This window comes from Burkholderia sp. E168m23 (assembly GCF_016586125.1).
GTDB classification, from domain to species: domain Bacteria; phylum Pseudomonadota; class Gammaproteobacteria; order Burkholderiales; family Burkholderiaceae; genus Burkholderia; species Burkholderia orbicola.
Genome location: NZ_BCPP01000013.1, coordinates 1 through 20,744, shown reverse-complemented (window position 1 = coordinate 20,744; position 20,744 = coordinate 1). Strand labels below are relative to the sequence as shown.

The following is a 20,744-nucleotide window of genomic DNA, read 5'->3' as shown; positions in this document are numbered from 1 at the left end:
CCGAGCGCGAGCTGCATCGCGCCGAACACGGCCGCCGACGCGCCCGCGTTGTGCGGATAGCGATGCATCAGGTCGGTCGTGCAGTTCGCGGACAGGATCCCGACCACGCCGACGACGAAGAACAGGCACACGACGATCGACCACAGCCCGCCCAATCCGGTCAGCGCGACGAACGCGACCGCGAGCGACGCGATGCAGCTCACGAGCGACGCGGCCGCGATGATGCGCAGCGAACCGATGCGGCCGACGAGCCGCGTGTTCGCGAAGTTGCCGATCATGATCCCGACGACGTTCAGGCCGAACAGCAGCCCGTAGTGCTGCGGCGACACGTGGAAATACTCGATGTACACGAACGGCGTCGCGGTGATGTACGAGAACATCGATGCGAACGCCATCCCGCCGCACAGCATGTGCCCCCATGCGACGGGGTCGGACAGGATGCGCCCGTACGACGCGAACGACGCGAGCACGGCCGCGCTCTTGCGCCGCTCCTTCGGCCAGGTTTCGGGCACCCGCAGGTACGCAGTCGTTGCGCAGAGCGCGCCGAACACGGCGAGCACGACGAACACGCCGCGCCAGCCGGAGAAACGCAGGATCTGGCCGCCGATCAGCGGCGCGAGCAGCGGTCCGACCGCGGTGACGATCGCGACCATCGACAGCACCTTCGCCGCGTCGCTCGGCTCGTGCGCGTCGCGCGCGATCGCCCGCGCGAGCACCGACGCGGCGCCGGCGCCGAGCGCCTGCAAAAAGCGCACGACGATCAGCATGTCGATCGAACCCGCCACGAAGCAGCCGATACTCGCGAGCGTGAACAGCGCGATCCCGCCGAGCAGCACGGGGCGGCGGCCCCACGTGTCGGACAGCGGGCCGTACAGCAGCATGCCGATCGAGAAACCGGCCATGAAGCTCGTCAGCGTGCGCTGCGCGGCGCCGGCGCTGACGGAGAAGCCTGCGGCGATCGACGGCAGGCTCGGCAGGTACATGTCGGTGGCGATCGGCCCGCAGGCCGCGAGCGCGCCGAGCAACAGGATCAGCCGGGCATCGGGCCGGCGCCGGACGACGTGGGACATGGGTATCCGGAATGGGAGCCCGCGCGCATCGGGGCGCGCGTGGCGGTGAAGACGGGAAGCCGCGCTGCAAGCGGCGCGTTCAGGCCCATGATTGTACGCGCAACTTTTTTGCGTGCCTCGGGCCGCATGCTGCGGCGGGCAGGAACCCGCCCACGCGCGTCGCGCGCCGAACCAGCGTGAGGGCGGATTCGATTAAGCTTGCTGCTTGCCGCTCTTGTCTGATCTATTCGACGTACGACCGACCCGATGACCGCTTTCCTGCTGATCTGGAGCCCCAAGAAATGGCCATGGCCCGAGCTGCCCGACGTCGCCGCGCGCGTGAAGGCCGGCGAGGCCGTGCATGACGTATGGGGCTGCGGCTTCGCGCGCGGCATCCTGCCCGGCGACCGCGTATTCCTGCACCGCGTCGCGAAGGAGCCCAAGGGTGTGTTCGGCTCCGGCTACGTGACGCGCGCGCCATACGAGGTACCCGATCCGTCGACCAAGCGCGGCTACCGGCTGTGCATCGACTTCGTGTACGACTGGCTGGTCGACGCGCACCAGGACGTCGTGATTCCGCGCGATGCGCTGCGCGTCCATCCGTATTCGGTACAGACCTGGGATGCGCAGAGTTCCGGCACGTCGATCAAGCCGATGGTCGAAGGTCCGCTCGAAAAGCGCTGGGCCGAGCTGACCGGCAAGCGCAAGCCGCCGCGATAAGCGGAAACCGGGTCGCATCGGGGCCGCCTTTCTGTCCGGCCGATTCCCCCGGCGCGCCGAAAGGCCGCGGACCGGCCGGCGGGCTTGCCGCGCGTGTCTCCGGTACAATCAGACGATCGTTCCGCCCAGGCGCCGCGGCCCGTGCACAGGCCCCCGCGCCCTTCTCTCGCAGGTTTCGCTCATGTCCAACAATCAGATCCTCTTCGAACGCGCCCAGAAGACCATTCCGGGCGGCGTCAACTCGCCGGTGCGCGCCTTCCGCTCGGTCGGCGGCACGCCGCGCTTCGTCGCGCGCGCGCAAGGCCCGTATTTCTGGGATGCCGACGGCAAGCAGTACATCGACTACATCGGCTCGTGGGGCCCGATGATCGTCGGCCACGTCCATCCGGAAGTGCTGTCGGCCGTGCAGAACGTGCTCGCCGACGGCTTCTCGTTCGGCGCGCCGACCGAAGCCGAGATCGAGATCGCCGAGGAAATCTGCAAGCTCGTGCCGTCGATCGAGCAGGTACGGATGGTGTCGAGCGGCACCGAGGCGACGATGAGCGCGCTGCGTCTCGCGCGCGGCTTCACGGGCCGCAGCCGCATCGTCAAGTTCGAGGGCTGCTACCACGGCCACGCGGACAGCCTGCTGGTCAAGGCCGGCTCGGGCCTGCTGACGTTCGGCAACCCGACGTCGGCCGGCGTGCCCGCCGACATCGCGAAGCACACGACCGTCCTCGAATACAACAACGTCGCCGCGCTGGAAGAAGCGTTCGGCGCGTTCGGCGACGAGATCGCCGCGGTGATCGTCGAGCCGGTCGCCGGCAACATGAACCTCGTGCGCGGCACGCCCGAATTCCTGAACGCGCTGCGCGCGCTGTGCACGAAGCACGGCGCCGTGCTGATCTTCGACGAGGTGATGTGCGGGTTCCGTGTCGCGCTCGGCGGCGCGCAGGCGTACTACGGGATCGCGGCCGACCTCACCTGCCTCGGCAAGGTGATCGGCGGCGGGATGCCGGCCGCCGCGTTCGGCGGCCGCCGCGACATCATGGCCCACCTCGCGCCGCTCGGCGGCGTCTATCAGGCCGGCACGCTGTCGGGCAATCCGATCGCGGTCGCCGCGGGCTTGAAGACGCTGCAACTGATCCAGGCGCCGGGTTTCTACGACGCGCTCACCGCGCAGACGAAGCGGCTCGCCGACGGCCTCGCAGCGGAAGCACGCGCGGCCGGCGTGCCGTTCGCGGCCGACTCGATCGGCGCGATGTTCGGCCTGTGCTTCGCCGAGCGCGTGCCGGGCAGCTTCGCGGAAGTCACCAAGAGCGACGTCGAGCGATTCAACCGCTTCTTCCATCTGATGCTCGACGAGGGCGTGTACTTCGCGCCGTCCGCGTACGAAGCCGGCTTCGTGTCGAGCACGCACGACGACGCGGTGATCGACGCGACGCTCGCGGCCGCGCGCCGCGCGTTCGCGGCACTCGCCGCCTGACCCGGGGCCGCGCGCATGTTCTCGGATACCGATTTCGCCCACATGCAGCGCGCGCTCGCGCTCGCGGCGCGCGGCATGTACACGACCGCGCCGAATCCGCGCGTCGGCTGCGTGATCGTCAAGGACGGCGACGTGATCGGCGAAGGCTTCACGCAGCCGGCCGGCCAGGACCACGCGGAAGTGCAGGCGCTCAAGGACGCGCGTTCGCGCGGCTACGACGTCGCGGGCTCGACCGTCTACGTGACGCTCGAACCGTGCAGCCATTTCGGCCGCACGCCGCCGTGCGCGAACGCGCTGATCGACGCGCGCGTCGCGAAGGTCGTCGCCGCGATGGAAGACCCGAACCCGCAGGTGTCGGGGCGCGGCCTCGGAATGCTGCGCGACGCGGGTATCGACGTGCGCTGCGGGCTGCTCGCGAATGAAGCCGGCGAGCTGAACATCGGCTTCGTGTCGCGGATGACGCGCGGCCGCCCGTGGGTGCGGATGAAGACCGCCGCATCACTCGACGGCCGCACCGCGCTGCCGTCCGGCGAAAGCCAGTGGATCACCGGCGAGGCCGCGCGCCTCGACGGCCATGCGTGGCGCGCCCGCGCGTGCGCGATCCTCACCGGTATCGGCACCGTGCGCGAGGACAATCCGCTGCTGACCGTGCGCGGCATCGACACGCCGCGCCAGCCGCAACGCATCCTGGTGGACAGCCGCCTCGACCTGCCGCTCGACGCGCGGCTGCTCGAAGGCGCGCCGTTGCTGATCTTCTGCGGCCGGCTCGACGCCGCCGGCGAACTGCGCGCGAACGTGCTGAAGTCGCGCGGCGCGGAAATCGTGCCGCTCGCGAATGCGCACGGCAAGGTCGACCTGCCCGCGATGCTGGCGGCGCTCGGCGCGCGCGGCGTCAACGAGTTGCACGTCGAGGCCGGCCACAAGCTGAACGGTTCGCTGCTGCGCGAGCACTGCGTCGACGAATTGCTGGTGTATCTGGCGCCGAGCCTGCTGGGCGCCGACGCGGCCGGCATGTTCGATCTCGCCGCGCCGGCCAGCCTCGAGGCGCGCACCCGGCTGTCGTTCCACGGTATCGAGCGGGTCGGCGACGACCTGCGCATCCTCGCGCGCGTCGCACCGACCGACACGTCTCACTGAACGGAATCGCCACGATGTTTACCGGAATTGTCGCGGCCGTCGGCCGCATCGAAACGATCGCCCCGCTCGGCACGTCGGCCGATGCGGGCGTGCGCCTGACCGTGCAGGCCGGCGGGCTCGATCTCGCCGATGTCGCGCTGAGCGACAGCATCGCGATCCAGGGCGCATGCATGACGGTGATCGAGAAGACCGACACCACGTTCGACGTCGACGTGTCGCGCGAAAGCCTGAACCGGACGGTCGGCCTCGCGCAGCCCGGCGAAGTGAATCTCGAGAAGGCGCTGCGCGCGCATGACCGCCTCGGCGGGCATATCGTGTCGGGCCATGTGGACGGCCTCGGTACCGTATCGCGCTTCGCACCGGTCGGCGAGTCGCACGAACTGCGGATCGTCGCGCCGCGCGAACTCGGCCGCTATCTCGCGTACAAGGGATCGATCACGGTGAACGGCGTCAGCCTGACCGTCAATACGATCGACGATCGCGCGGACGGCTGCGAATTCTCGATCAACCTGATTCCGCATACGGTTGAAGTCACGACGCTGCGTCACCTGCGGGCCGGCGACAAGGTCAACCTCGAGGTCGACATGATCGCGCGGTATGTGGAGCGGATGCTGTCGGCATCGCAGGGCGTGCATCAGGACTGAACAAGCAGATCCTCTGTATATGGAATGACGGCTGGCGGTTCGTTTCGGCATTGTTTGGGCGTCGCCACGACCCCGTCGCTCCTCCACTCACCGGCCGCCGTGCCGATCGTGTGCGGTAACCGAGCTGGCGCCACCGGGCATTGCTCGTACCCTACTTCGTGCCGTGCCGCTCCGTCTCCTGCCATCCGAAATGCCGGCATCGCGATCGGGTTCGGTCGTTGGCCGTCCGGCCGGCACCTGGCCGAACGGCCAACGACGCGCACGGGCCATGCCGTCGCGCTAAGATGCGTCGACAGCGGTTTCCACGCCGCCACGTACGACGCGCCGCGTAGCGGCCGCCACTCTTCCCATTGGAGTCGTCCCCATGTCCATCTCGATGTACCAGGCTTCGCTGCCCGTCCTGATCCGCGGCCTCACCAACCTGCAGCACATCCTCGGCAAGGCACAGGCGCATGCGGCCGAAAAGCAGATCGATCCGTCGGTGTTCATCGGCGCACGCCTCTATCCGGACATGCTGCCGCTCGTCCGCCAGGTGTACATCGCGACCGATACGGCCAAGGGCTGCGCCGCGCGGCTCGCCGGCGCCGAAATCCCGAGCTACCCGGATGTCGAGCAGACCTTCGACGAACTGCACGCACGCATCCAGAAGACGATCGACTACCTGAAGAGCTTCGACGCCGCGCAGATCGACGGCAGCGAGACGCGCCAGATCGTGCTGAAGATGCGCGTCGGCCCGATCGAGTTCACCGGCCAGTCGTACCTGCTGAATTTCGTGCTGCCCAACTTCTTCTTCCACGTGACGACCGCGTACGACATCCTGCGCCACAGCGGCGTCGAACTCGGCAAGCTGGACTACCTCGGCGGGCGCAACGAGCACGCGTGACGCGCGGCCGGGCCACGTCCGGCCCGCCTCCGTTCGCCCCCGCGCGGGGGCCGGCCGCAGCGCTTTCCGGAGCACGCGCGGGCCCCGCGCGGCCCGCGCCAGCCGAAACGCCGTCCGGCTGGCGTAAAATACGCACTTTCCTCTTTCTCGCCCCCTTATGACGCTCGCCTCCACGCTCGACATCATCGCCGAGCTGAAAGCCGGCCGGATGGTGATCCTGGTCGATGAAGAAGACCGCGAAAACGAGGGCGACCTCGTGATCGCCGCCGAATTCGTCACGCCGGAAGCGATCAACTTCATGGCCAAGTACGGCCGCGGCCTGGTTTGTCTGACGTTGACGCAGGAGCGCTGCAAGCAGCTTCACCTGCCGCTGATGACCTACCGCAACGGCACGCAGTACGGCACCGCGTTCACGGTCAGCATCGAAGCGGCCGAAGGCGTGACGACCGGCATCTCGGCCGCCGACCGGGCGCACACGATCGCCACGGCGGTCGCGCACGACGTGCGCCCCGAGCACATCGTGCAGCCGGGCCACGTGTTCCCGATCATGGCGCAACCGGGCGGCGTACTCGTGCGCGCGGGCCACACCGAGGCCGGCTGCGACTTCACGGCGCTCGCGGGCCTCACGCCGGCCGCGGTGATCTGCGAGATCATCAAGGACGACGGGACGATGGCGCGCCTGCCCGACCTGATCGAATTCGCGAAGGAACACAACCTGAAGATCGGCACGATCGCCGACCTGATCCAGTACCGCAGCCGCACCGAATCGATCATCGAGCGGATCGCCGAGCGCACGATGCAGACCGCGCACGGCACGTTCCGCGCGGTGCTGTACCGCGACCAGCCGAGCGGCTCGCCGCACATCGCGCTGGTGCGCGGCGCTCCGTCGCCCGATGTCGATACGCCGGTGCGCGTGCACGAGCCGCTGTCGGTGCTCGATCTGCTCGAGACCGGCATCTCGACCCACTCGTGGACGCTCGACGCCGCGATGCGCGACATCGCGGAACGCGACCTCGGCGTGATCGTGCTGCTCAACTGCGGCGATACGAAGGAACACCTGATCGACGTCTTCAAGGCGTTCGACGAGGAAGAAAGGGCTGCCGCGCTCAAGCGCCGGCCGGTCGATTTCAAGACGTTCGGCATCGGCGCACAGATCCTGCGCGATGTCGGCGTCGGCAAGATGCAGGTGCTGTCGAATCCGCGCAAGCTGGGCAGCATGTCCGGCTACGGCCTCGAAGTCACGGGCTTCATTCCGATGCCCGGCGGCGAAGCCAAGTCCTGCCCGGCGTCCCACGCGTAACCCGCCACGGCGCTTTCGCCCTATAACCGTTCATCCACACCACGGACCAGATCATGGAAATCGGACAATACCAACCGAATCTCGAAGGCGACGGCCTGCGTATCGGCATCGTGCAATCGCGCTTCAACGAGCCCGTGTGCAACGGCCTCGCCGACGCGTGCGTCGAAGAACTGGAACGCCTCGGCGTCACCGGTGAAGACGTGCTGCTCGTGTCGGTGCCCGGCGCGCTGGAAATCCCGCTCGCGCTGCAGAAGCTCGCCGAAAGCGGCCAGTTCGACGCGCTGATCGCGCTCGGCGCGGTGATCCGCGGCGAGACCTACCATTTCGAACTCGTGTCGAACGAGAGCGGCGCGGGCATTACCCGCATCGGCCTCGACTTCAACCTGCCGATCGCGAACGCCGTGCTGACGACCGAAAACGACGAGCAGGCCGTCGCGCGCATGACCGAAAAGGGTCGTGACGCCGCACGCGTCGCGGTCGAGATGGCCAATCTGACGATGGCGCTCGACCAACTCGGCGACGACGAGGACGAAGAGGAAGACGACGAAGAGGAGCGCGCATGAAGAAGAGCGCCCGCCGACAATCGCGCGAGCTGGCGACGCAGGGCCTGTACCAGTGGCTGCTGTCGAACGCGCCCTCCGGCGAGATCGACGCGCAACTGCGCGGCGCGCTCGGTTACGACAAGGCTGACAAGGAACTGCTCGAAGCGATCCTGCACGGCGTGATCCGCGAGCATGCGACGCTCGTCGAAGCGCTGGCGCCGTCGCTCGACCGTCCGATCGATCAGCTGTCGCCGGTCGAACGCGCGGTGCTGCTGATCGCGACGTTCGAGCTCACGCACCATGTCGAAACGCCGTACCGCGTGATCATCAACGAAGCCGTCGAACTCGCGAAGACGTTCGGCGGCTCCGACGGCTACAAGTACGTGAACGGCGTGCTCGACAAGCTCGCCGCGAAGCTGCGCCCGGCCGAAACGCAGGCGCGTCGCAACGGCTGACGCCGCTGGTTGGTCCACGGGCGCGCAAGCGCCCGTTTTTCATTCTTTTCCCCCTCCGCCCTGCCCGCCGATGAATACCACCGCCGATTCGCTCGTCACGCTCGCCGCACGCGTCGACGCGATCCAGCCTTTTCATGTGATGGAACTGATGAAGGAGGCACAGCGGCTCGAGTCCTTGGGGCGCGATGTTATCCACATGGGCATCGGCGAGCCGGATTTCACCGCGCCGGAGCCGGTTGTCGAGGCCGCCGCGGCCGCGCTGCGCCGCGGCGTCACGCAGTACACGAGCGCGCTCGGCATCGCGCCGCTGCGCGAGGCGATCGCCGCGCACTATGCACGCGCATACGGCCTCACGGTCGCCCCCGAGCGGATCGTCGTGACGGCCGGCGCATCGGCCGCGCTGCTGCTCGCATGCCTCGCGCTGGTCGGCCGCGATGACGAAGTGCTGATGCCCGATCCGTCCTACCCGTGCAACCGGCACTTCGTCGCGGCGGCTGAAGGCCGTCCGGTGCTCGTGCCGAGCGGCCCGGACGCGCGCTTCCAGCTCACCGAACACGACGTCCGCACGCACTGGAACGAGCGCACGCGCGGCGTGCTGCTCGCGTCGCCGTCGAACCCGACCGGCACGTCGCTCGAACCGGACGAACTGAAGCGGATCGTCGAAGCGGTGCGCGCACGCGGCGGCTTCACGATCGTCGACGAGATCTACCAGGGGCTCAGCTACGACGCCGCGCCCGTGTCGGCGCTGTCGTTCGGCGACGACGTGATCACCGTGAACAGCTTCTCGAAGTATTTCAGCATGACGGGCTGGCGGCTCGGCTGGCTCGTCGTGCCGCCCGCGCTCGTCGGCACGTTCGAGAAGCTCTCGCAGAACCTGTTCATCTGCCCGTCCGCACTCGCGCAACATGCGGCGCTCGCCTGCTTCGAACCCGCGACGCTCGACATCTACGAAACACGCCGGCTCGAATTCAAGCGCCGGCGCGATTTCATCGCGCCGGCGCTGCAGCGGCTCGGCTTCACGGTGCCGGTGATGCCGGACGGCGCGTTCTATGTGTATGCGCATTGCGGCGGCGTCGCGCACCCGGCGGCCGGCGACAGCGCCGCGCTCACGCAGGCGATGCTGCACGACGCTGGCGTGGTGCTGGTGCCGGGCATGGACTTCGGTGTCCATGCGCCGCGCGACTATATCCGCCTGTCCTATGCGACGGCCTACTCGCGGCTCGAAGAGGCGGTCGACCGACTCGGGACGCTGTTCGGGCAGCACTGACACCGCGCCCGGCGCACCGGGCGCTTCACGCACCGCAAAAAGAAAAGGCACCCGAATCGGGTGCCTTTCCTTTCTCATGCCCAGTCGTGCCGGCCGAAGCCGCACGGCGCCTGCGACGCTACGCGCCGAGCTCCGAATGATCGGCGTGCGACTGCTTCGCGGTATCGACGCTCGCGTCGTCCTGCGACGCGGCTTCCTTCGGCGCCGCCTTGACCGAGGTCGTACCGTCGAGCGTCGCATGCACGCGCTTCGCGCCGCCGGCTGCGGCCGTCACGGCAGCGGCGGTGACGATCGGCTTCGCGGGTTGCGCGGGCGCCTGCGGCGCGTTGATCGGCACGTTGCGGCCACGCGCGACGTCGCGCAAGCGACCGCGTTCGGCCATCACCTTCGAGCCATAGCCGTTGTCGTCGGGGTTCGTCGAGCCGTTGTACAGGCGCAGGCCGTTCGCGAGCGAGCCGCCGCGCGCGATGCAATCCTTCAGCACCAGTGCGCCGACCTGCAGGTTCGCGAGCGGCTGCAGCGCGGTATCGGTGCCGCCGAAATACTCGAACTTGTCGGAATGAACCTTCGACATGACCTGCATCAGCCCCTTCGCGCCGACGCCGCTTTCTGCGTACGGGTTGAAGCCCGATTCGATCGCCATCACGGACAGCAGCAGCAGCGGGTCCAGGCCGACGTCACGACCGGTCTGGAACGCAGCCTTGACGAGCTGGCCGAGCGGCTCCTGCGCGACGCGGTAACGGCGCGACAGATAAGTGGCGACAAGCGCCTGTTCGCGGTTCGACGCGAGCGCGCGATCGTCGCGCGCATCGGCCGCCACGCGCTGAATCGGAATCAGCTTGGCCAGTGCGACCGGCGACGGGCCGGTGCGGGCCGGATCGGACGCATCGCCCTGCGGGCCTTGAGCGCCCTGCGCGGCGGTTTCCGGCGCGACATCGAGGCCGACCGCCAGCGCATCCGTTTCGGGACCGTCTTCCTGCTGCGGCTGCGCACCGGCAGGCGCGAAGTTCGGCAGCGGATGGCCGGACAGCAGACGCGCCGGACCGGCCTGCACGGCCGCGGATACGACCGGCATCAGCTTCGCGGCAAGCGTGCCGCGGACGGTTGGCAGCAGCCACAGTGCAAGCGCAACCGCGACAGCGAAACAGCCGACAACGCTGAATAGATGGTGACTGACACGCGTCCCGCGACGCAGCAAGTTGCGCACGATTTGCGCATGCTGCTCAGTGGGACGCCACGATAACCAAGCGTTCATTCAGATCATCTCCCATGAACATGACTCGTGCGGCTCGCTCAGCTCGAAGGCGAGACAGAAAACGCGCCGCGGAATCACGACGCCGCACGCCTTGGTTGGGACGTGCAAGCATCGGGGAAACGGTATAAGTACCGTTCGAGGCCACGGTGTAAGAGGACCGGCGCCTTCGCACATTGGGCGAGGCGGGCATACGCGGTGGCACCCACGCAAAAAACCAGCGTCTGGTAGCGCTGGCTAGGACTACGACAAAAGCCGTCGAAGACGCCGTGCAGGGTTCGGCGGACGGTGACGCGCTGCGTCAAAGATCGGTGATTGGCGGCTCGAAGCCTTTTACCCTGCAACCAATGTGAGCGGATTCTAGCAGGGTTTTATAGATCGTCAACACTATAAAAACTCAAATCTATAACAAAAAGTAATTTAAAACTCCTCTTCAGAACGCGAGCCCCGTGCCGTAGGGGGTTTGCGCGCGATCGACTTTTTCTCCGCCGGGCGGCCGCATGGCTGCCCGGGGTAAAATCGGCGGTCAATTCGGGGTCGCAGCCGGCCGCTGCCCCGCCCATCGCTGCCCGCTCATGCGGGTTGCCCGGACCTTCTTCATGAAATACAAAGACTTACGCGATTTCATTCAGCGCCTCGAGGCGCTCGGCGAACTGCGGCGCGTCATGCAGCCCGTGTCGCCCGTGCTCGAAATGACCGAGCTGTGCGACCGCGTGCTGCGCGCCGGCGGCCCCGCGCTGCTGTTCAACGCGCCGCCCGGCAATGCATTTCCGGTGCTCGGCAACCTGTTCGGCACGCCGCGCCGCGTCGCGCTCGGGATGGGCGTCGATGCGGGCGACGATGCCGCGCTCGGCTCGCTGCGCGATCTCGGACGCCTGCTGTCCGCGCTGAAGGAGCCCGATCCGCCGAAGAGCCTGAAGGACGCCGGCAAGCTGCTGTCGCTCGCGAAGGCGGTGTGGGACATGGCGCCGAAGTCGGTGTCGTCGCCACCGTGCCAGGAGATCGTGTGGGAAGGCGCCGACGTCGACCTGAACAAGCTGCCGATCCAGACCTGCTGGCCCGGCGATGCGGGGCCGCTCGTCACGTGGGGCCTGACGGTCACGCGCGGACCGAACAAGTCGCGCCAGAATCTCGGCATCTACCGCCAGCAGCTGATCGGCCGCAACAAGCTGATCATGCGCTGGCTCGCGCATCGCGGCGGCGCGCTGGATTTCCGCGAATTCGCGCTGCAGAACCCCGGCAAGCCGTATCCGGTCGCGGTCGTGCTCGGCGCCGACCCAGCCACGACGCTCGGCGCGGTGACGCCCGTGCCCGATTCGCTGTCCGAGTATCAGTTCGCCGGCCTGCTGCGCGGCAGCCGCACGGAACTCGCGAAGTGCCTGACGCCCGGCGTCGACACGCTGCAGGTGCCCGCGCGCGCGGAGATCGTGCTCGAAGGCTTCATTCATCCGCAGGAAGGCGCCCCTGCCCCCGCTCCGGCCGGCGCGCCGCCGCGACCGGCGGGCAACGCGGCGGCCGCGTACGAACACGCGCTCGAAGGGCCGTACGGCGACCACACCGGTTACTACAACGAACAGGAGTGGTTTCCGGTGTTTACCGTCGAGCGCATCACGATGCGCCGCGACGCGATCTACCACTCGACCTACACGGGCAAGCCGCCCGACGAGCCCGCGGTGCTCGGCGTCGCGCTCAACGAGGTGTTCGTGCCGCTGCTGCAGAAGCAGTTCACGGAAATCACCGACTTCTACCTGCCGCCCGAAGGCTGCAGCTACCGGATGGCCATCGTCCAGATGAAGAAGAGCTACGCGGGCCACGCGAAGCGCGTGATGTTCGGCGTGTGGAGCTTCCTGCGGCAGTTCATGTATACGAAGTTCATCGTGGTCGTCGACGAGGACGTGAACATCCGCGACTGGAAGGAAGTGATCTGGGCGATCACGACGCGCGTCGACCCCGTGCGCGACACGGTGATGGTCGACAGCACGCCGATCGACTATCTCGACTTCGCGTCGCCGGTGGCCGGACTCGGCTCGAAGATGGGGCTCGACGCGACCAACAAGTGGCCGGGCGAAACCAGCCGCGAATGGGGCCGCCCGATCGAGATGGACGCGGCCGTCAAGGCGCGCGTCGACCGGCTGTGGCAGGAGATCGGCCTCTGACGCCAGGCAGGCCGGTGCCTGCCGGCCTGCGCATCGCAATCGCCGCAAACACCCAGAAGATGAGCTTTCCGCCCGCCTCCATGCTGTCCGACGGATTCTTTCTGTCGCTCTCGTTGTGTCTCGACATCGGCCTCGTGAACGTCGCGATGCTGTCGCTCACGCTATCGCACGGCTTCCGCCCGGGCTTCTGGCTCGGCATCGGGTCGTGCGTCGGCGATCTCGTCTACGCGGCGCTCGCGCTCGCGGGAATGGCCGTGCTGCTGCAGTTCGAACCCGTGCGCTGGATCGTGTGGATCGGCGGCGGCGCGGTGCTGCTGTTCCTCACGTGGAAGATGGCGCGCGAAGCGCTGGCGCCCGCCAAGGCGGCCGACGACGAAGCGGACGACGCCGCGCCGCCGCGGGCGAGCGCACGGCGCAGTTTCCTGCGCGGGATGCTGCTCGCGATGTCGTCGCCGAGCGCGATCCTGTGGTTCGCGGCGGTCGGCGGCGCGCTGATCGCGAAAGCCGGTGCGACCACGCCGGCCACCGCGTCGGTGTTCCTGTCGGGCTTCTTCCTCGGCGGCCTCGCGTGGACGCTCTTCATGTGCACGCTCGCGAGCCAGGGCCGCAAGCGCGCGGGCGCCGGACTGATGCGTGCGTGCCATGTCGCGTCGGCGCTGCTGTTCGCGTATTTCTCGTACAGCGTGATCGTCGGCGGCTACCGCGACCTGATCGTGCACGCGGTTTAATCGCCATCGCGCTAGCGCGCCGGCCACGGCGCCGAACGTCAACCCCAATGAAAAACGGCGCAACGCCCCTCGCGGGACGTTGCGCCGTTTTGCCGCGCGCGGTCAGGCCGCGCGGGACGAATCAGCGACGCCAGTAGCCGTGATGGCCCCAGCCGCCGTAACCATGGCGCCAGTACGGGCGACCGTAGTAGCCCCCGACGACCACCGCAGGCGGCGGCGCATAGTAGGCCGGCGCCGGCGCGTAATAGACGGGCGGCGGCGGCGGCGCGTAGTACACGGGCGGCGGCGGTGCATAGACGGGATACGCGGGTGCGACCGGGATACCGATGCCGACCCCGATCGACACGTGAGCCTGCGCGGCGCTTGCGGCGCCCAGGCCCAGCGCGGCGGCGGCGATGAACGGAATGAGCTTTTTCACTTCGATTCTCCTGCTGGAGCGGTATTTTGGGCGCTCCTGTCGGCAACGGCGGGCATGCACGTCGCATGGAAGCAATGTAGCGAAAACCCGCCCCGCGCGTATCGTGCATTTGTTGCAAATTGCAATTGCGCGTGGCCGGACCCGCCGCCTGGCGAGGCGCCCGGCGCAGGCCGCCACCCTTGCGGATCGCGTGATTCCGTCCGATGAGTCGGGCCCCGACACGACGACCGGTCAGTCTTACCGGCTCCGGTGCGTGCAACGGGCACGCGGACGTAATGAACGATTACAAATTCGAGACAAGATGCGGGCATTTCAAGCCGGCTGCGGACGCACGGCATTTCGGGGTCGGATTCGTCGATCATGATTCGGCCGTGGCGCCTGACGTCGGCCCGCATACGAATCGCACCGCATACCGGTAATTCATACGTGCGTTCGCCCGACCATCTGCCTTCCCCGACACCGCCGTCATTCCTGCGATACTGGCGGCTGCTTCGTTTCCGCTTACATCCGCCGCCATGCCGCTTCCCGACACACCCCGCCTCGGCTTCATCGGCGCCGGCCGCCTGGCGCGCTGTATCGCGCAGCGCTTCGCGCAGGCCGGCTTCCCGGTCGTCGCGATCGCGAGCCGCACGCCCGCGTCGGCCGCCGGCCTCGCCGCACGGATCGACGGCTGCCGCGCGGTCGACACCCCGCAGCAAGTAGTCGACGCCGCCGACCTGATCTTCGTGACGACACCCGACGATCATCTCGCGTCGAGCGCCGCGGCGCTGCGCTTCGACACATCGCGCGCCGCCGGCCAGGCGCTCGTCCATTGCAGCGGCGCGTCGACGGTCGCGCTGCTCGATCCGGCGAAGCAGCAAGGCGCGGCCACCGGCGGCTTCCATCCGCTCTATCTGTTCGGCGGCACCGATGCCGACCTCGCGCGCATCGACGGCTGCTCGGTCACGATCGAAGCGGACGGTGCGCTGCACGCGACGCTGCTGCGACTTGCCGCCGCACTCGGCTGCCATCCGCTGTCGATTCCGGCCGGCGGCCGGATGCTGTATCACGCGGCCGCGCACTACGCGGCGAGCTTCGCGCTGTGCGGGCTGTCGGAAGCGGTCGAGCTGTGGCGCGGCCTCGGTTTCGACGAGGACGCCGCGCTGCGCGCGCTGTTGCCGATGCTCGCCGGCACGATCGAGACCGCCCGCGACAAGGGGCTCGCGAATGCGCTGGCCGGGCCGGTATCGCGCGGCGACACCGGCATCGTCGAGCGCCAGCTCGCGCTGCTCGAGGCACGGGGCGGCGATCATGCGGCGCTGTATGCGCTGCTGACGCGCCGCGCGGTCGCGCTCGCGGCGAAGCGCGCAGCACCGCCGGCGTCGTTGCCGGCGCTGGCCGAGGCCGTCGAAACCTCGCTCGCTCGCGTGGCCGCGCACCCCTCCCCGTCGCGAGACGAGGCGTGATAAGGTGTCGGCCGATGCGCCGCCAACCGGCGTTGGCGGCCGCACGCTACTGACTGTATAAAAAGGATGCCAACGATGTTCGGCGAGATCGCCCGTTTTCTGCTCAATACCGTCTTCACGCTATTCGGCGCCGCGCTGATTCTGCGCGTCTGGATGCAGGCCGTTCGCGTGCCGCCGTACAACCCCGTCACGCAAGCCGTGCTGCAGGCGACCAACTGGCTCGTGCTGCCGCTGCGTCGCGTGATCGCGGGCGTACGCGGCATCGACTGGGCCAGCGTCGTCGCCGCGCTGCTCACCGCGCTCGTCTACGTCGTGCTGATGGTCGTGATGGCCGGCTTCGATCCGGCCGCCGTGATCGCGACGCTCGTCGTCGTCGCACTGCTCACGGTCGTGAAGTGGGCGCTCAACCTCGTGATCTGGATGACGATCCTGATGGCGCTGCTGTCGTGGCTCAACCCGCGCTCGCCGGCGATGCCGATCCTCTACCAGCTCACCGCGCCGTTTCTGAACCCGCTGCGCCGCGTGATCCCGAACCTCGGCGGCATCGACCTGTCGCCGATCCTGCTGTTCGTGATCGTGCAGGTGCTGCTGATGATCGTCACGCGCGCCGCCGTGTCGCTGACGATGTTCGGCATCTGATCGGCGCGACGCCCTATGCCGCCGGCCCCTGCGCCGGCGGTGCGCCAAGCGTGTCGATCACGCCGAACTGCGCCGGCATCATCGCGTAGCACACTCGCACTTTCTCGCGCGACAGCCGCTCGAGCAGCCGCTGCGCTTCGTCCTCGGTGACGACGAACTCGACCTCGATCGCGAGCGAACCCTGCAGTTCGAAGAAGCGATCCTCGTGCAGCACGCGATGCTGGCCGAAACCGGCCATCGCGCGAAACGCGGAACCGCCCGCGACGCCCATCCGGTTCGCCTCTTCCAGCAGCCATTCCCACAGCGGCTTGCGGTGCAGCCGGTGCCGCTCGTGCACATAGAAGCGTAAAAAGACCCTGTCCATCGCCCCCTCCGATGGCGGCCCTGCTCAGGCCGCCGCGAGCCACGCGCGCGCGGTCCACATGCCGAGCGCCGTCAGCGCGAACGATCCAGTCAAGTGTAGGGCAGCCACCGCCAACGCCCATCCGAATTCGCCCTCGAGCGCGTGCGTCATCACTTCGACCGAATAGGTCGAGAACGTCGTGAGGCCGCCGAGAAAGCCCGTGATCACGAACAGCCGCCACTCGGGCGGCAACCCGACGCGGACCGTGAACACGACGGCGGCCACGCCGATCACGTAGCCGCCGATCAGGTTCGACGCGAGCGTGCCGAGCGGCACCGCGGGAAAGAAGGCGTTGAGCGCGAGGCTGAGGAACCAGCGCAGCAACGCGCCGAGGCCGGCACCGACGAAGATCGCGACGATCGAATAGAACAAGGGCACCCCTCATGGTCGGCGCCGCGCGGCGCACGCGGCCTACGCTGAACTGTATGCGGAATCGCGCCGCGCCGGCAATGCCGACGGGCCGGGTCAGCAGGCGGCGAATCGTGTCGCGAACGCATGACGCGTTTCACGATTTTCACACGCGTGCCGTCGTGGATATTTACCGAACAATTACATCCGACATTACAAATAAACTTTGAATCGACTGATTATTTATCCGCTTTTTAAAAACCGATAAAGCAGTTCGATCCGGTTCACGACAACCCTGCACAACGCCCACGTCAAAAGGGCCCCACGTACTTTCCCTTATCAGACATTCCCGTATCCGGCCGATATTCGATGTAATTACCGTCGGCGATTTCGTAAAATTGTTTCGCTACTTCATCCGATCGACATGGAGACTCAAAAATGAACAATATGCGCCTGTCATCCATGTTGATCCCGGCGCTGTGCGTGTCGCTGCTCGCGTCGAGCGTCGCGCTTGCCGACGGCAACGGCCCGCCCCCCTACGTCGAAGGCAACCGCGCACCGAAAGGATTCGCGCGCCCGCCGTTCCACACGAAGCCGCGTGCGAGCACGGCCACGATCGCCGGCCTCACGCCGGCACTCGCGCGGCATGCATACGGGTTCGACGCGATCGCGAACCAGGGCGACGGAATGATCGTCGCGATCGTCGACGCGTACGACGACCCGAAGATCGAATCCGATCTCGGCGTGTTCAGCACCGCGTTCTCGCTGCCGGCCTGCACGTCGTCGAACGGCTGTTTCACCAAGGTGTACGCCCACGGGGCACGGCCCAAGCCCGATTCGGGCTGGGCGCTCGAGATCTCGCTCGATGTCGAATGGGTGCATGCGATCGCACCGAAGGCGAAGATCGTGCTCGTCGAGGCCGCATCGGCCAGCTTCAGCGACCTGCTGGCCGCGGTCGACGTCGCGGTCAAGCGCGGCGCGTCGGTCGTGTCGATGAGTTTCGGCGGCAACGAATTCAGCAGCGAGACCGGCTTCGACGGCCACTTCAACGTACCGGGCGTCACGTTCGTCGCATCGTCCGGCGACAGCGGCACCGGCACCGAATACCCGGCCGCGTCGCGTTACGTGGTATCCGTCGGCGGCACGACGCTGTCGTCGGACACGGCCGGCAACTACATCGGCGAGGCGGCATGGAGCGGCAGCGGCGGCGGCGTGAGCAACGTCGAGGCCGAGCCGGCCGGCCAGACCACGTGGCCGATTCCGGTGGCCGGCAAGCGCGGCGTACCCGACGTCAGCTACGACGCGAATCCGTCCAGCGGTTTCGCGGTGTACGACTCGGTCACCTATCAGGGGCAGGCCGGCTGGTTCCAGGTCGGCGGCACGAGCGCGGGGGCGCCGCAATGGTCGGCGCTCGTCGCGATCGCGAATTCGCTGCGCACGGCGGCCGGCAAGAAATCGTTGAGCGGCACCTACGACACGCTCTATACGGTCGGTAAAACCGCGTACGGCAGCGACTTCCACGACGTGACGACCGGGTCCAACGGCAATTGCGGCAGCATCTGCAATGCGGCGGGCGGCTACGACTACGTGACGGGCCTCGGTTCGCCGATCGCGCCGGCGCTCGTGCAGGCGCTCGTCGCGCGGCCGTAATCGCGCGGCCTCGGCCGGTGGATTCGCGGCACGTGGTTCAGCCGCCGCGCCACGCGCGGTCGAGCGCGTTCAGCGTCGCCAGCGCGCCGCCCTTCAGCCCGATCACGTCCGTCCGGCGCGCATGCGCTTCGCGCGCGTTGATGCGGATCACGTCGGCGCCGAGCCGTTCGCTCAGCAGGCGCACGGTCGGAATCGCGGTGCCCGCGCCGATCTCGACCACGGCGACGTGCCCGGCCTGCGCGATCCAGTCTTCGAGCGCGCGCTCCTGCGCGTCGTAACGCGCACCGAGCCAGCCGGTGTCACCAAACATCAGGATGTTCGGCCGCGCGAGCCCGCCGCAGTGCGGGCAGCGCGGCATGTCGCTCACGAGGCGGCACGTCGCTTCGTCGACCACCGGCACGAACGGCGCCGCGTCCCACGTGTCGTCCGTGCACGGTCGCAGGCACTGCATCGCATGAATCGAGCCGTGGATCTCGACGATGCGCGCCGGATCGAAGCCGGCTTTCTGGAACTGGCCGTCGACGTTGCTCGTCAGCACGAAGCCGCCGTTCGGCATCGCGTCGATCCAGCGGCGCAGGATCGCGAAACCCGCGTGCGGCACCGTCGCACGGTACAGCGCGAGACGATGCCCGTAGAAGCCCCAAGCGAGCGATGCACGCGCACGAAACGCGTGCGGCGACGCGATCTCGTGGAATTCGAAACGCTCGTGGCGCAGCGCCGGATACGCGCGCCAGAAACCATCCGTGCCGCGAAAGTCGGGCAGCCCGGAATCGACGCCGATACCCGCGCCGGCCGTGACGAGCAATGCGTCGGCGCGTGCGAGTACGTCGACGGCGGACGTGACGAGATCGGCCGGAAGCGGCGCGGCGGCGGACTCGGCGGAATCAGCGGGATCGGAAAACGGCATGATGGAAAAGCGGTGGCGTCGAACGTTGCGCGAGTGGCGTCGCGATCATACGCCGGTTCGGACGCTGCGCTGCATCGGCCACGCAATGCGGCGTGCTGCACTACACGCGCCGGCTATGGGCGAGGCGAGTGCCGGCCGTCCGCACGCGCCGCACCGGCGATGCCGCCAACCGGCGCCCATGCTCGCTCAGGCAGCCGAATCGTCCTGCGCAACCGGCATCTCGTCGACCGCGAAATAGACCGGCTTGCCGAGTTCCCGCGCAAGCGCCACGTCCGCATCCGCCCCGCGCGACGCACCGTCGATGCGCAACACCGCATCGCAACGTCGCAGCAGCCGGTGCGCGGCCGGATACAGGAAGGTTTCGCTGACGGCGTCGCCCACCTGCGTCGACCCGGCCGCGGCCGCGAGCGGCAACGACACCCATTCGCCGATCATCGGCACGTGCCCGCGGCGATACACGGCGAGCGCCGCCGCTTCCAGCCGGCGCAGGTTCGCGGCGATACGCGCGGGGTCGCCATCCGTGCCGCTGCGATAGGGACCGGCGACCAGCACGAGCCGCGGCGTCATGCGGCGCGCGCGCCGGCGGTTTCCCGCAGCGCGACGTATTGCAGCAGCATGATCGTCTTCGCATCGACGATCTCGCCGCGCTCGACCGCGTCCAGCGCCGCCTGCAGCGGCATCTCGACGACTTCGAGATCTTCACCCTCTTCCGCAATGCCGCCGCCGGCACTCGTGCGCAGCGACGCATCGTATTCGCCGACGAAGAAATGCAGCTTCTCGGTCACGGAACCCGGACTCATGAACGCCTCGAACACCTTGCGCACGCCGCGCACGCGATAGCCGGTCTCCTCCTCGGCCTCCGCGCGAATGCGCGCTTCGGGCGTTTCGTCGTCGAGCAGGCCGGCCGCCGCTTCGAGCAGCATGCCGTCGTGCCCGCTCACGAACGCCGGCATCCGGAACTGCCGCGTCAGCAGCACGTCGCCCGTCTCGGCATGGCGCAGCAGGATCGTCGCGCCGTTGCCGCGATCGTAGGTCTCGCGGCTCAGGCGCTGCCACGTTCCGTCGCGACGCAGGAAATCGAACGTCACCTTTCGCAGCACATACCAGTCGTCGGACAGCACCGTCGTATCGACGATGCGGACCCGCTCCCGCGTTGCAGCCATTGCAGCCTCCGGTTCGACAAAGGATGGCGCCCATGGTAACGTGCAGCTTCGTGCAATTTCAAGAATTTTCGTGCAAACACGATGCTGACGACGCAACGCAAGAAGGCGATCCTCGATGCGCTCGCGCGCGACGGCCAGGTGCTGGCCGCCGAGCTGAGCGTGCAATTCGGCGT

Annotated in this window: 22 protein-coding genes and 1 pseudogene; 15 read left to right on the top strand and 8 right to left on the bottom strand. The window is 68.0% G+C overall.

Annotated elements, in window-relative coordinates; translation table 11 throughout:
- Positions 1–1,070 (bottom strand): Bcr/CflA family multidrug efflux MFS transporter (locus JMF90_RS01475; protein ID WP_201324937.1); only part of this gene is annotated, 1,070 nt, incomplete at its 3' end.
- Positions 1,071–1,316: 246 nt separating this feature from the next.
- Between JMF90_RS01475 and JMF90_RS01470 the strand changes: the two genes are divergently transcribed.
- The 9 genes from JMF90_RS01470 (at position 1,317) to JMF90_RS01430 (ending at position 9,462) form a co-directional block, all read left to right on the top strand.
- A complete protein-coding gene (locus tag JMF90_RS01470) occupies positions 1,317–1,769 on the top strand; it encodes a hypothetical protein (RefSeq protein ID WP_012328082.1) in 453 nt (150 codons plus the stop codon).
- Between the two features lie 181 nt (positions 1,770–1,950).
- Positions 1,951–3,234, top strand: a complete 1,284-nt coding sequence (gene hemL / locus JMF90_RS01465) for a glutamate-1-semialdehyde 2,1-aminomutase (protein WP_201316770.1) — start codon at positions 1,951–1,953, stop codon at positions 3,232–3,234.
- A 15-nt stretch (positions 3,235–3,249) separates the two neighbouring features.
- Positions 3,250–4,371 (top strand): bifunctional diaminohydroxyphosphoribosylaminopyrimidine deaminase/5-amino-6-(5-phosphoribosylamino)uracil reductase RibD, encoded by a 1,122-nt coding sequence (gene ribD, locus JMF90_RS01460; RefSeq protein WP_006476657.1) that lies wholly within the window; start codon positions 3,250–3,252, stop codon positions 4,369–4,371.
- Positions 4,372–4,385: 14 nt separating this feature from the next.
- The gene (locus JMF90_RS01455) at positions 4,386–5,015 is read left to right on the top strand and encodes a riboflavin synthase (RefSeq protein ID WP_054927488.1); all 630 of its coding nucleotides are present in this window, start codon (positions 4,386–4,388) and stop codon (positions 5,013–5,015) included.
- 364 nt (positions 5,016–5,379) lie between these two features.
- Positions 5,380–5,898 carry a DUF1993 family protein gene (locus tag JMF90_RS01450; protein WP_023475222.1) on the top strand — a complete coding sequence of 173 codons (519 nt, stop codon included), beginning with the start codon at positions 5,380–5,382 and terminating at the stop codon, positions 5,896–5,898.
- A 157-nt stretch (positions 5,899–6,055) separates the two neighbouring features.
- On the top strand, positions 6,056–7,198 hold the full coding sequence (gene ribBA / locus JMF90_RS01445) for a bifunctional 3,4-dihydroxy-2-butanone-4-phosphate synthase/GTP cyclohydrolase II (protein ID WP_006476660.1): 1,143 nt from the start codon (positions 6,056–6,058) through the stop codon (positions 7,196–7,198).
- A 53-nt stretch (positions 7,199–7,251) separates the two neighbouring features.
- Complete coding sequence (gene ribH, locus JMF90_RS01440) at positions 7,252–7,761, top strand: 6,7-dimethyl-8-ribityllumazine synthase (protein WP_201316769.1); 510 nt, start codon at positions 7,252–7,254, stop codon at positions 7,759–7,761.
- Positions 7,758–8,195 (top strand): transcription antitermination factor NusB, encoded by a 438-nt coding sequence (gene nusB, locus JMF90_RS01435; protein ID WP_006476662.1) that lies wholly within the window; start codon positions 7,758–7,760, stop codon positions 8,193–8,195. Before ribH ends, nusB begins: the two co-directional genes overlap by 4 nt.
- A gap of 70 nt (positions 8,196–8,265) precedes the next feature.
- Positions 8,266–9,462: a pyridoxal phosphate-dependent aminotransferase gene (locus tag JMF90_RS01430; protein WP_125380741.1), complete on the top strand. Its 1,197-nt coding sequence runs from the start codon at positions 8,266–8,268 to the stop codon at positions 9,460–9,462.
- A 118-nt stretch (positions 9,463–9,580) separates the two neighbouring features.
- On the opposite strand, the gene JMF90_RS01425 is transcribed toward JMF90_RS01430, so the two are convergent.
- A complete protein-coding gene (locus tag JMF90_RS01425; RefSeq protein ID WP_125380742.1) occupies positions 9,581–10,717 on the bottom strand; it encodes a transglycosylase SLT domain-containing protein in 1,137 nt (378 codons plus the stop codon).
- Positions 10,718–11,313: 596 nt separating this feature from the next.
- Between JMF90_RS01425 and JMF90_RS01420 the strand changes: the two genes are divergently transcribed.
- On the top strand, positions 11,314–12,870 hold the full coding sequence (locus tag JMF90_RS01420; RefSeq protein WP_201316768.1) for a UbiD family decarboxylase: 1,557 nt from the start codon (positions 11,314–11,316) through the stop codon (positions 12,868–12,870).
- A gap of 59 nt (positions 12,871–12,929) precedes the next feature.
- Positions 12,930–13,598 carry a LysE family translocator gene (locus JMF90_RS01415; RefSeq protein ID WP_077178026.1) on the top strand — a complete coding sequence of 223 codons (669 nt, stop codon included), beginning with the start codon at positions 12,930–12,932 and terminating at the stop codon, positions 13,596–13,598.
- A gap of 121 nt (positions 13,599–13,719) precedes the next feature.
- Here the strand turns inward: JMF90_RS01415 and JMF90_RS01410 are convergent, their stop codons facing one another.
- Entirely contained in the window at positions 13,720–14,016 is a 297-nt protein-coding gene (locus tag JMF90_RS01410) for a hypothetical protein (protein ID WP_006488565.1), read from the bottom strand.
- A 515-nt stretch (positions 14,017–14,531) separates the two neighbouring features.
- Here JMF90_RS01410 and JMF90_RS01405 point away from each other — a divergent pair.
- Positions 14,532–15,461 carry a Rossmann-like and DUF2520 domain-containing protein gene (locus JMF90_RS01405; protein WP_125380743.1) on the top strand — a complete coding sequence of 310 codons (930 nt, stop codon included), beginning with the start codon at positions 14,532–14,534 and terminating at the stop codon, positions 15,459–15,461.
- Between the two features lie 75 nt (positions 15,462–15,536).
- Positions 15,537–16,100, top strand: coding sequence for a YggT family protein (locus JMF90_RS01400; protein WP_006488584.1), 564 nt, complete (start codon positions 15,537–15,539; stop codon positions 16,098–16,100).
- A 13-nt stretch (positions 16,101–16,113) separates the two neighbouring features.
- Here JMF90_RS01400 and JMF90_RS01395 read toward each other — a convergent pair whose 3' ends face one another.
- Both JMF90_RS01395 and crcB read right to left on the bottom strand, forming a co-directional pair.
- Entirely contained in the window at positions 16,114–16,464 is a 351-nt protein-coding gene (locus tag JMF90_RS01395) for a DUF190 domain-containing protein (RefSeq protein WP_006476669.1), read from the bottom strand.
- A 24-nt stretch (positions 16,465–16,488) separates the two neighbouring features.
- Entirely contained in the window at positions 16,489–16,875 is a 387-nt protein-coding gene (gene crcB, locus JMF90_RS01390) for a fluoride efflux transporter CrcB (RefSeq protein ID WP_011544810.1), read from the bottom strand.
- Positions 16,876–17,289: 414 nt separating this feature from the next.
- Between crcB and JMF90_RS01385 the strand changes: the two genes are divergently transcribed.
- Positions 17,290–18,501 carry a S53 family peptidase gene (locus JMF90_RS01385; RefSeq protein ID WP_175809035.1) on the top strand — a complete coding sequence of 404 codons (1,212 nt, stop codon included), beginning with the start codon at positions 17,290–17,292 and terminating at the stop codon, positions 18,499–18,501.
- A gap of 37 nt (positions 18,502–18,538) precedes the next feature.
- Here JMF90_RS01385 and JMF90_RS01380 read toward each other — a convergent pair whose 3' ends face one another.
- The 3 genes from JMF90_RS01380 to JMF90_RS01370 all read right to left on the bottom strand — a co-directional run bounded on the left by JMF90_RS01380 (position 18,539) and on the right by JMF90_RS01370 (position 20,571).
- Entirely contained in the window at positions 18,539–19,408 is an 870-nt protein-coding gene (locus tag JMF90_RS01380; protein ID WP_175809034.1) for a Sir2 family NAD-dependent protein deacetylase, read from the bottom strand.
- A 186-nt stretch (positions 19,409–19,594) separates the two neighbouring features.
- Positions 19,595–19,975: a DUF4406 domain-containing protein gene (locus JMF90_RS01375; protein ID WP_175809033.1), complete on the bottom strand. Its 381-nt coding sequence runs from the start codon at positions 19,973–19,975 to the stop codon at positions 19,595–19,597.
- The gene (locus JMF90_RS01370; protein ID WP_006476674.1) at positions 19,972–20,571 is read right to left on the bottom strand and encodes an NUDIX domain-containing protein; all 600 of its coding nucleotides are present in this window, start codon (positions 20,569–20,571) and stop codon (positions 19,972–19,974) included. The genes JMF90_RS01375 and JMF90_RS01370 overlap by 4 nt, the downstream gene beginning before the upstream one ends.
- Positions 20,572–20,603: 32 nt before the next feature.
- Between JMF90_RS01370 and JMF90_RS40670 the strand changes: the two are divergent.
- Positions 20,604–20,744 (top strand): annotated as a pseudogene (locus tag JMF90_RS40670) (DeoR family transcriptional regulator); the annotation flags it as partial.

What these genes read in the sequence shown, in the direction of transcription:
- JMF90_RS01470 (WP_012328082.1), top strand. Translation starts at nt 1,317, where the DNA reads ATGACCGCTTTCCTGCTGATCTGGAGCCCCAAGAAATGGCCATGGCCC.
- hemL (WP_201316770.1), top strand. Translation starts at nt 1,951, where the DNA reads ATGTCCAACAATCAGATCCTCTTCGAACGCGCCCAGAAGACCATTCCG.
- ribD (WP_006476657.1), top strand. Translation starts at nt 3,250, where the DNA reads ATGTTCTCGGATACCGATTTCGCCCACATGCAGCGCGCGCTCGCGCTC.
- JMF90_RS01455 (WP_054927488.1), top strand. Translation starts at nt 4,386, where the DNA reads ATGTTTACCGGAATTGTCGCGGCCGTCGGCCGCATCGAAACGATCGCC.
- JMF90_RS01450 (WP_023475222.1), top strand. Translation starts at nt 5,380, where the DNA reads ATGTCCATCTCGATGTACCAGGCTTCGCTGCCCGTCCTGATCCGCGGC.
- ribBA (WP_006476660.1), top strand. Translation starts at nt 6,056, where the DNA reads ATGACGCTCGCCTCCACGCTCGACATCATCGCCGAGCTGAAAGCCGGC.
- ribH (WP_201316769.1), top strand. Translation starts at nt 7,252, where the DNA reads ATGGAAATCGGACAATACCAACCGAATCTCGAAGGCGACGGCCTGCGT.
- nusB (WP_006476662.1), top strand. Translation starts at nt 7,758, where the DNA reads ATGAAGAAGAGCGCCCGCCGACAATCGCGCGAGCTGGCGACGCAGGGC.
- JMF90_RS01430 (WP_125380741.1), top strand. Translation starts at nt 8,266, where the DNA reads ATGAATACCACCGCCGATTCGCTCGTCACGCTCGCCGCACGCGTCGAC.
- JMF90_RS01425 (WP_125380742.1), bottom strand. Translation starts at nt 10,717, where the DNA reads ATGAACGCTTGGTTATCGTGGCGTCCCACTGAGCAGCATGCGCAAATC.
- JMF90_RS01420 (WP_201316768.1), top strand. Translation starts at nt 11,314, where the DNA reads ATGAAATACAAAGACTTACGCGATTTCATTCAGCGCCTCGAGGCGCTC.
- JMF90_RS01415 (WP_077178026.1), top strand. Translation starts at nt 12,930, where the DNA reads ATGAGCTTTCCGCCCGCCTCCATGCTGTCCGACGGATTCTTTCTGTCG.
- JMF90_RS01405 (WP_125380743.1), top strand. Translation starts at nt 14,532, where the DNA reads ATGCCGCTTCCCGACACACCCCGCCTCGGCTTCATCGGCGCCGGCCGC.
- JMF90_RS01400 (WP_006488584.1), top strand. Translation starts at nt 15,537, where the DNA reads ATGTTCGGCGAGATCGCCCGTTTTCTGCTCAATACCGTCTTCACGCTA.
- JMF90_RS01395 (WP_006476669.1), bottom strand. Translation starts at nt 16,464, where the DNA reads ATGGACAGGGTCTTTTTACGCTTCTATGTGCACGAGCGGCACCGGCTG.
- JMF90_RS01385 (WP_175809035.1), top strand. Translation starts at nt 17,290, where the DNA reads ATGAACAATATGCGCCTGTCATCCATGTTGATCCCGGCGCTGTGCGTG.
- JMF90_RS01380 (WP_175809034.1), bottom strand. Translation starts at nt 19,408, where the DNA reads ATGCCGTTTTCCGATCCCGCTGATTCCGCCGAGTCCGCCGCCGCGCCG.
- JMF90_RS01375 (WP_175809033.1), bottom strand. Translation starts at nt 19,975, where the DNA reads ATGACGCCGCGGCTCGTGCTGGTCGCCGGTCCCTATCGCAGCGGCACG.
- JMF90_RS01370 (WP_006476674.1), bottom strand. Translation starts at nt 20,571, where the DNA reads ATGGCTGCAACGCGGGAGCGGGTCCGCATCGTCGATACGACGGTGCTG.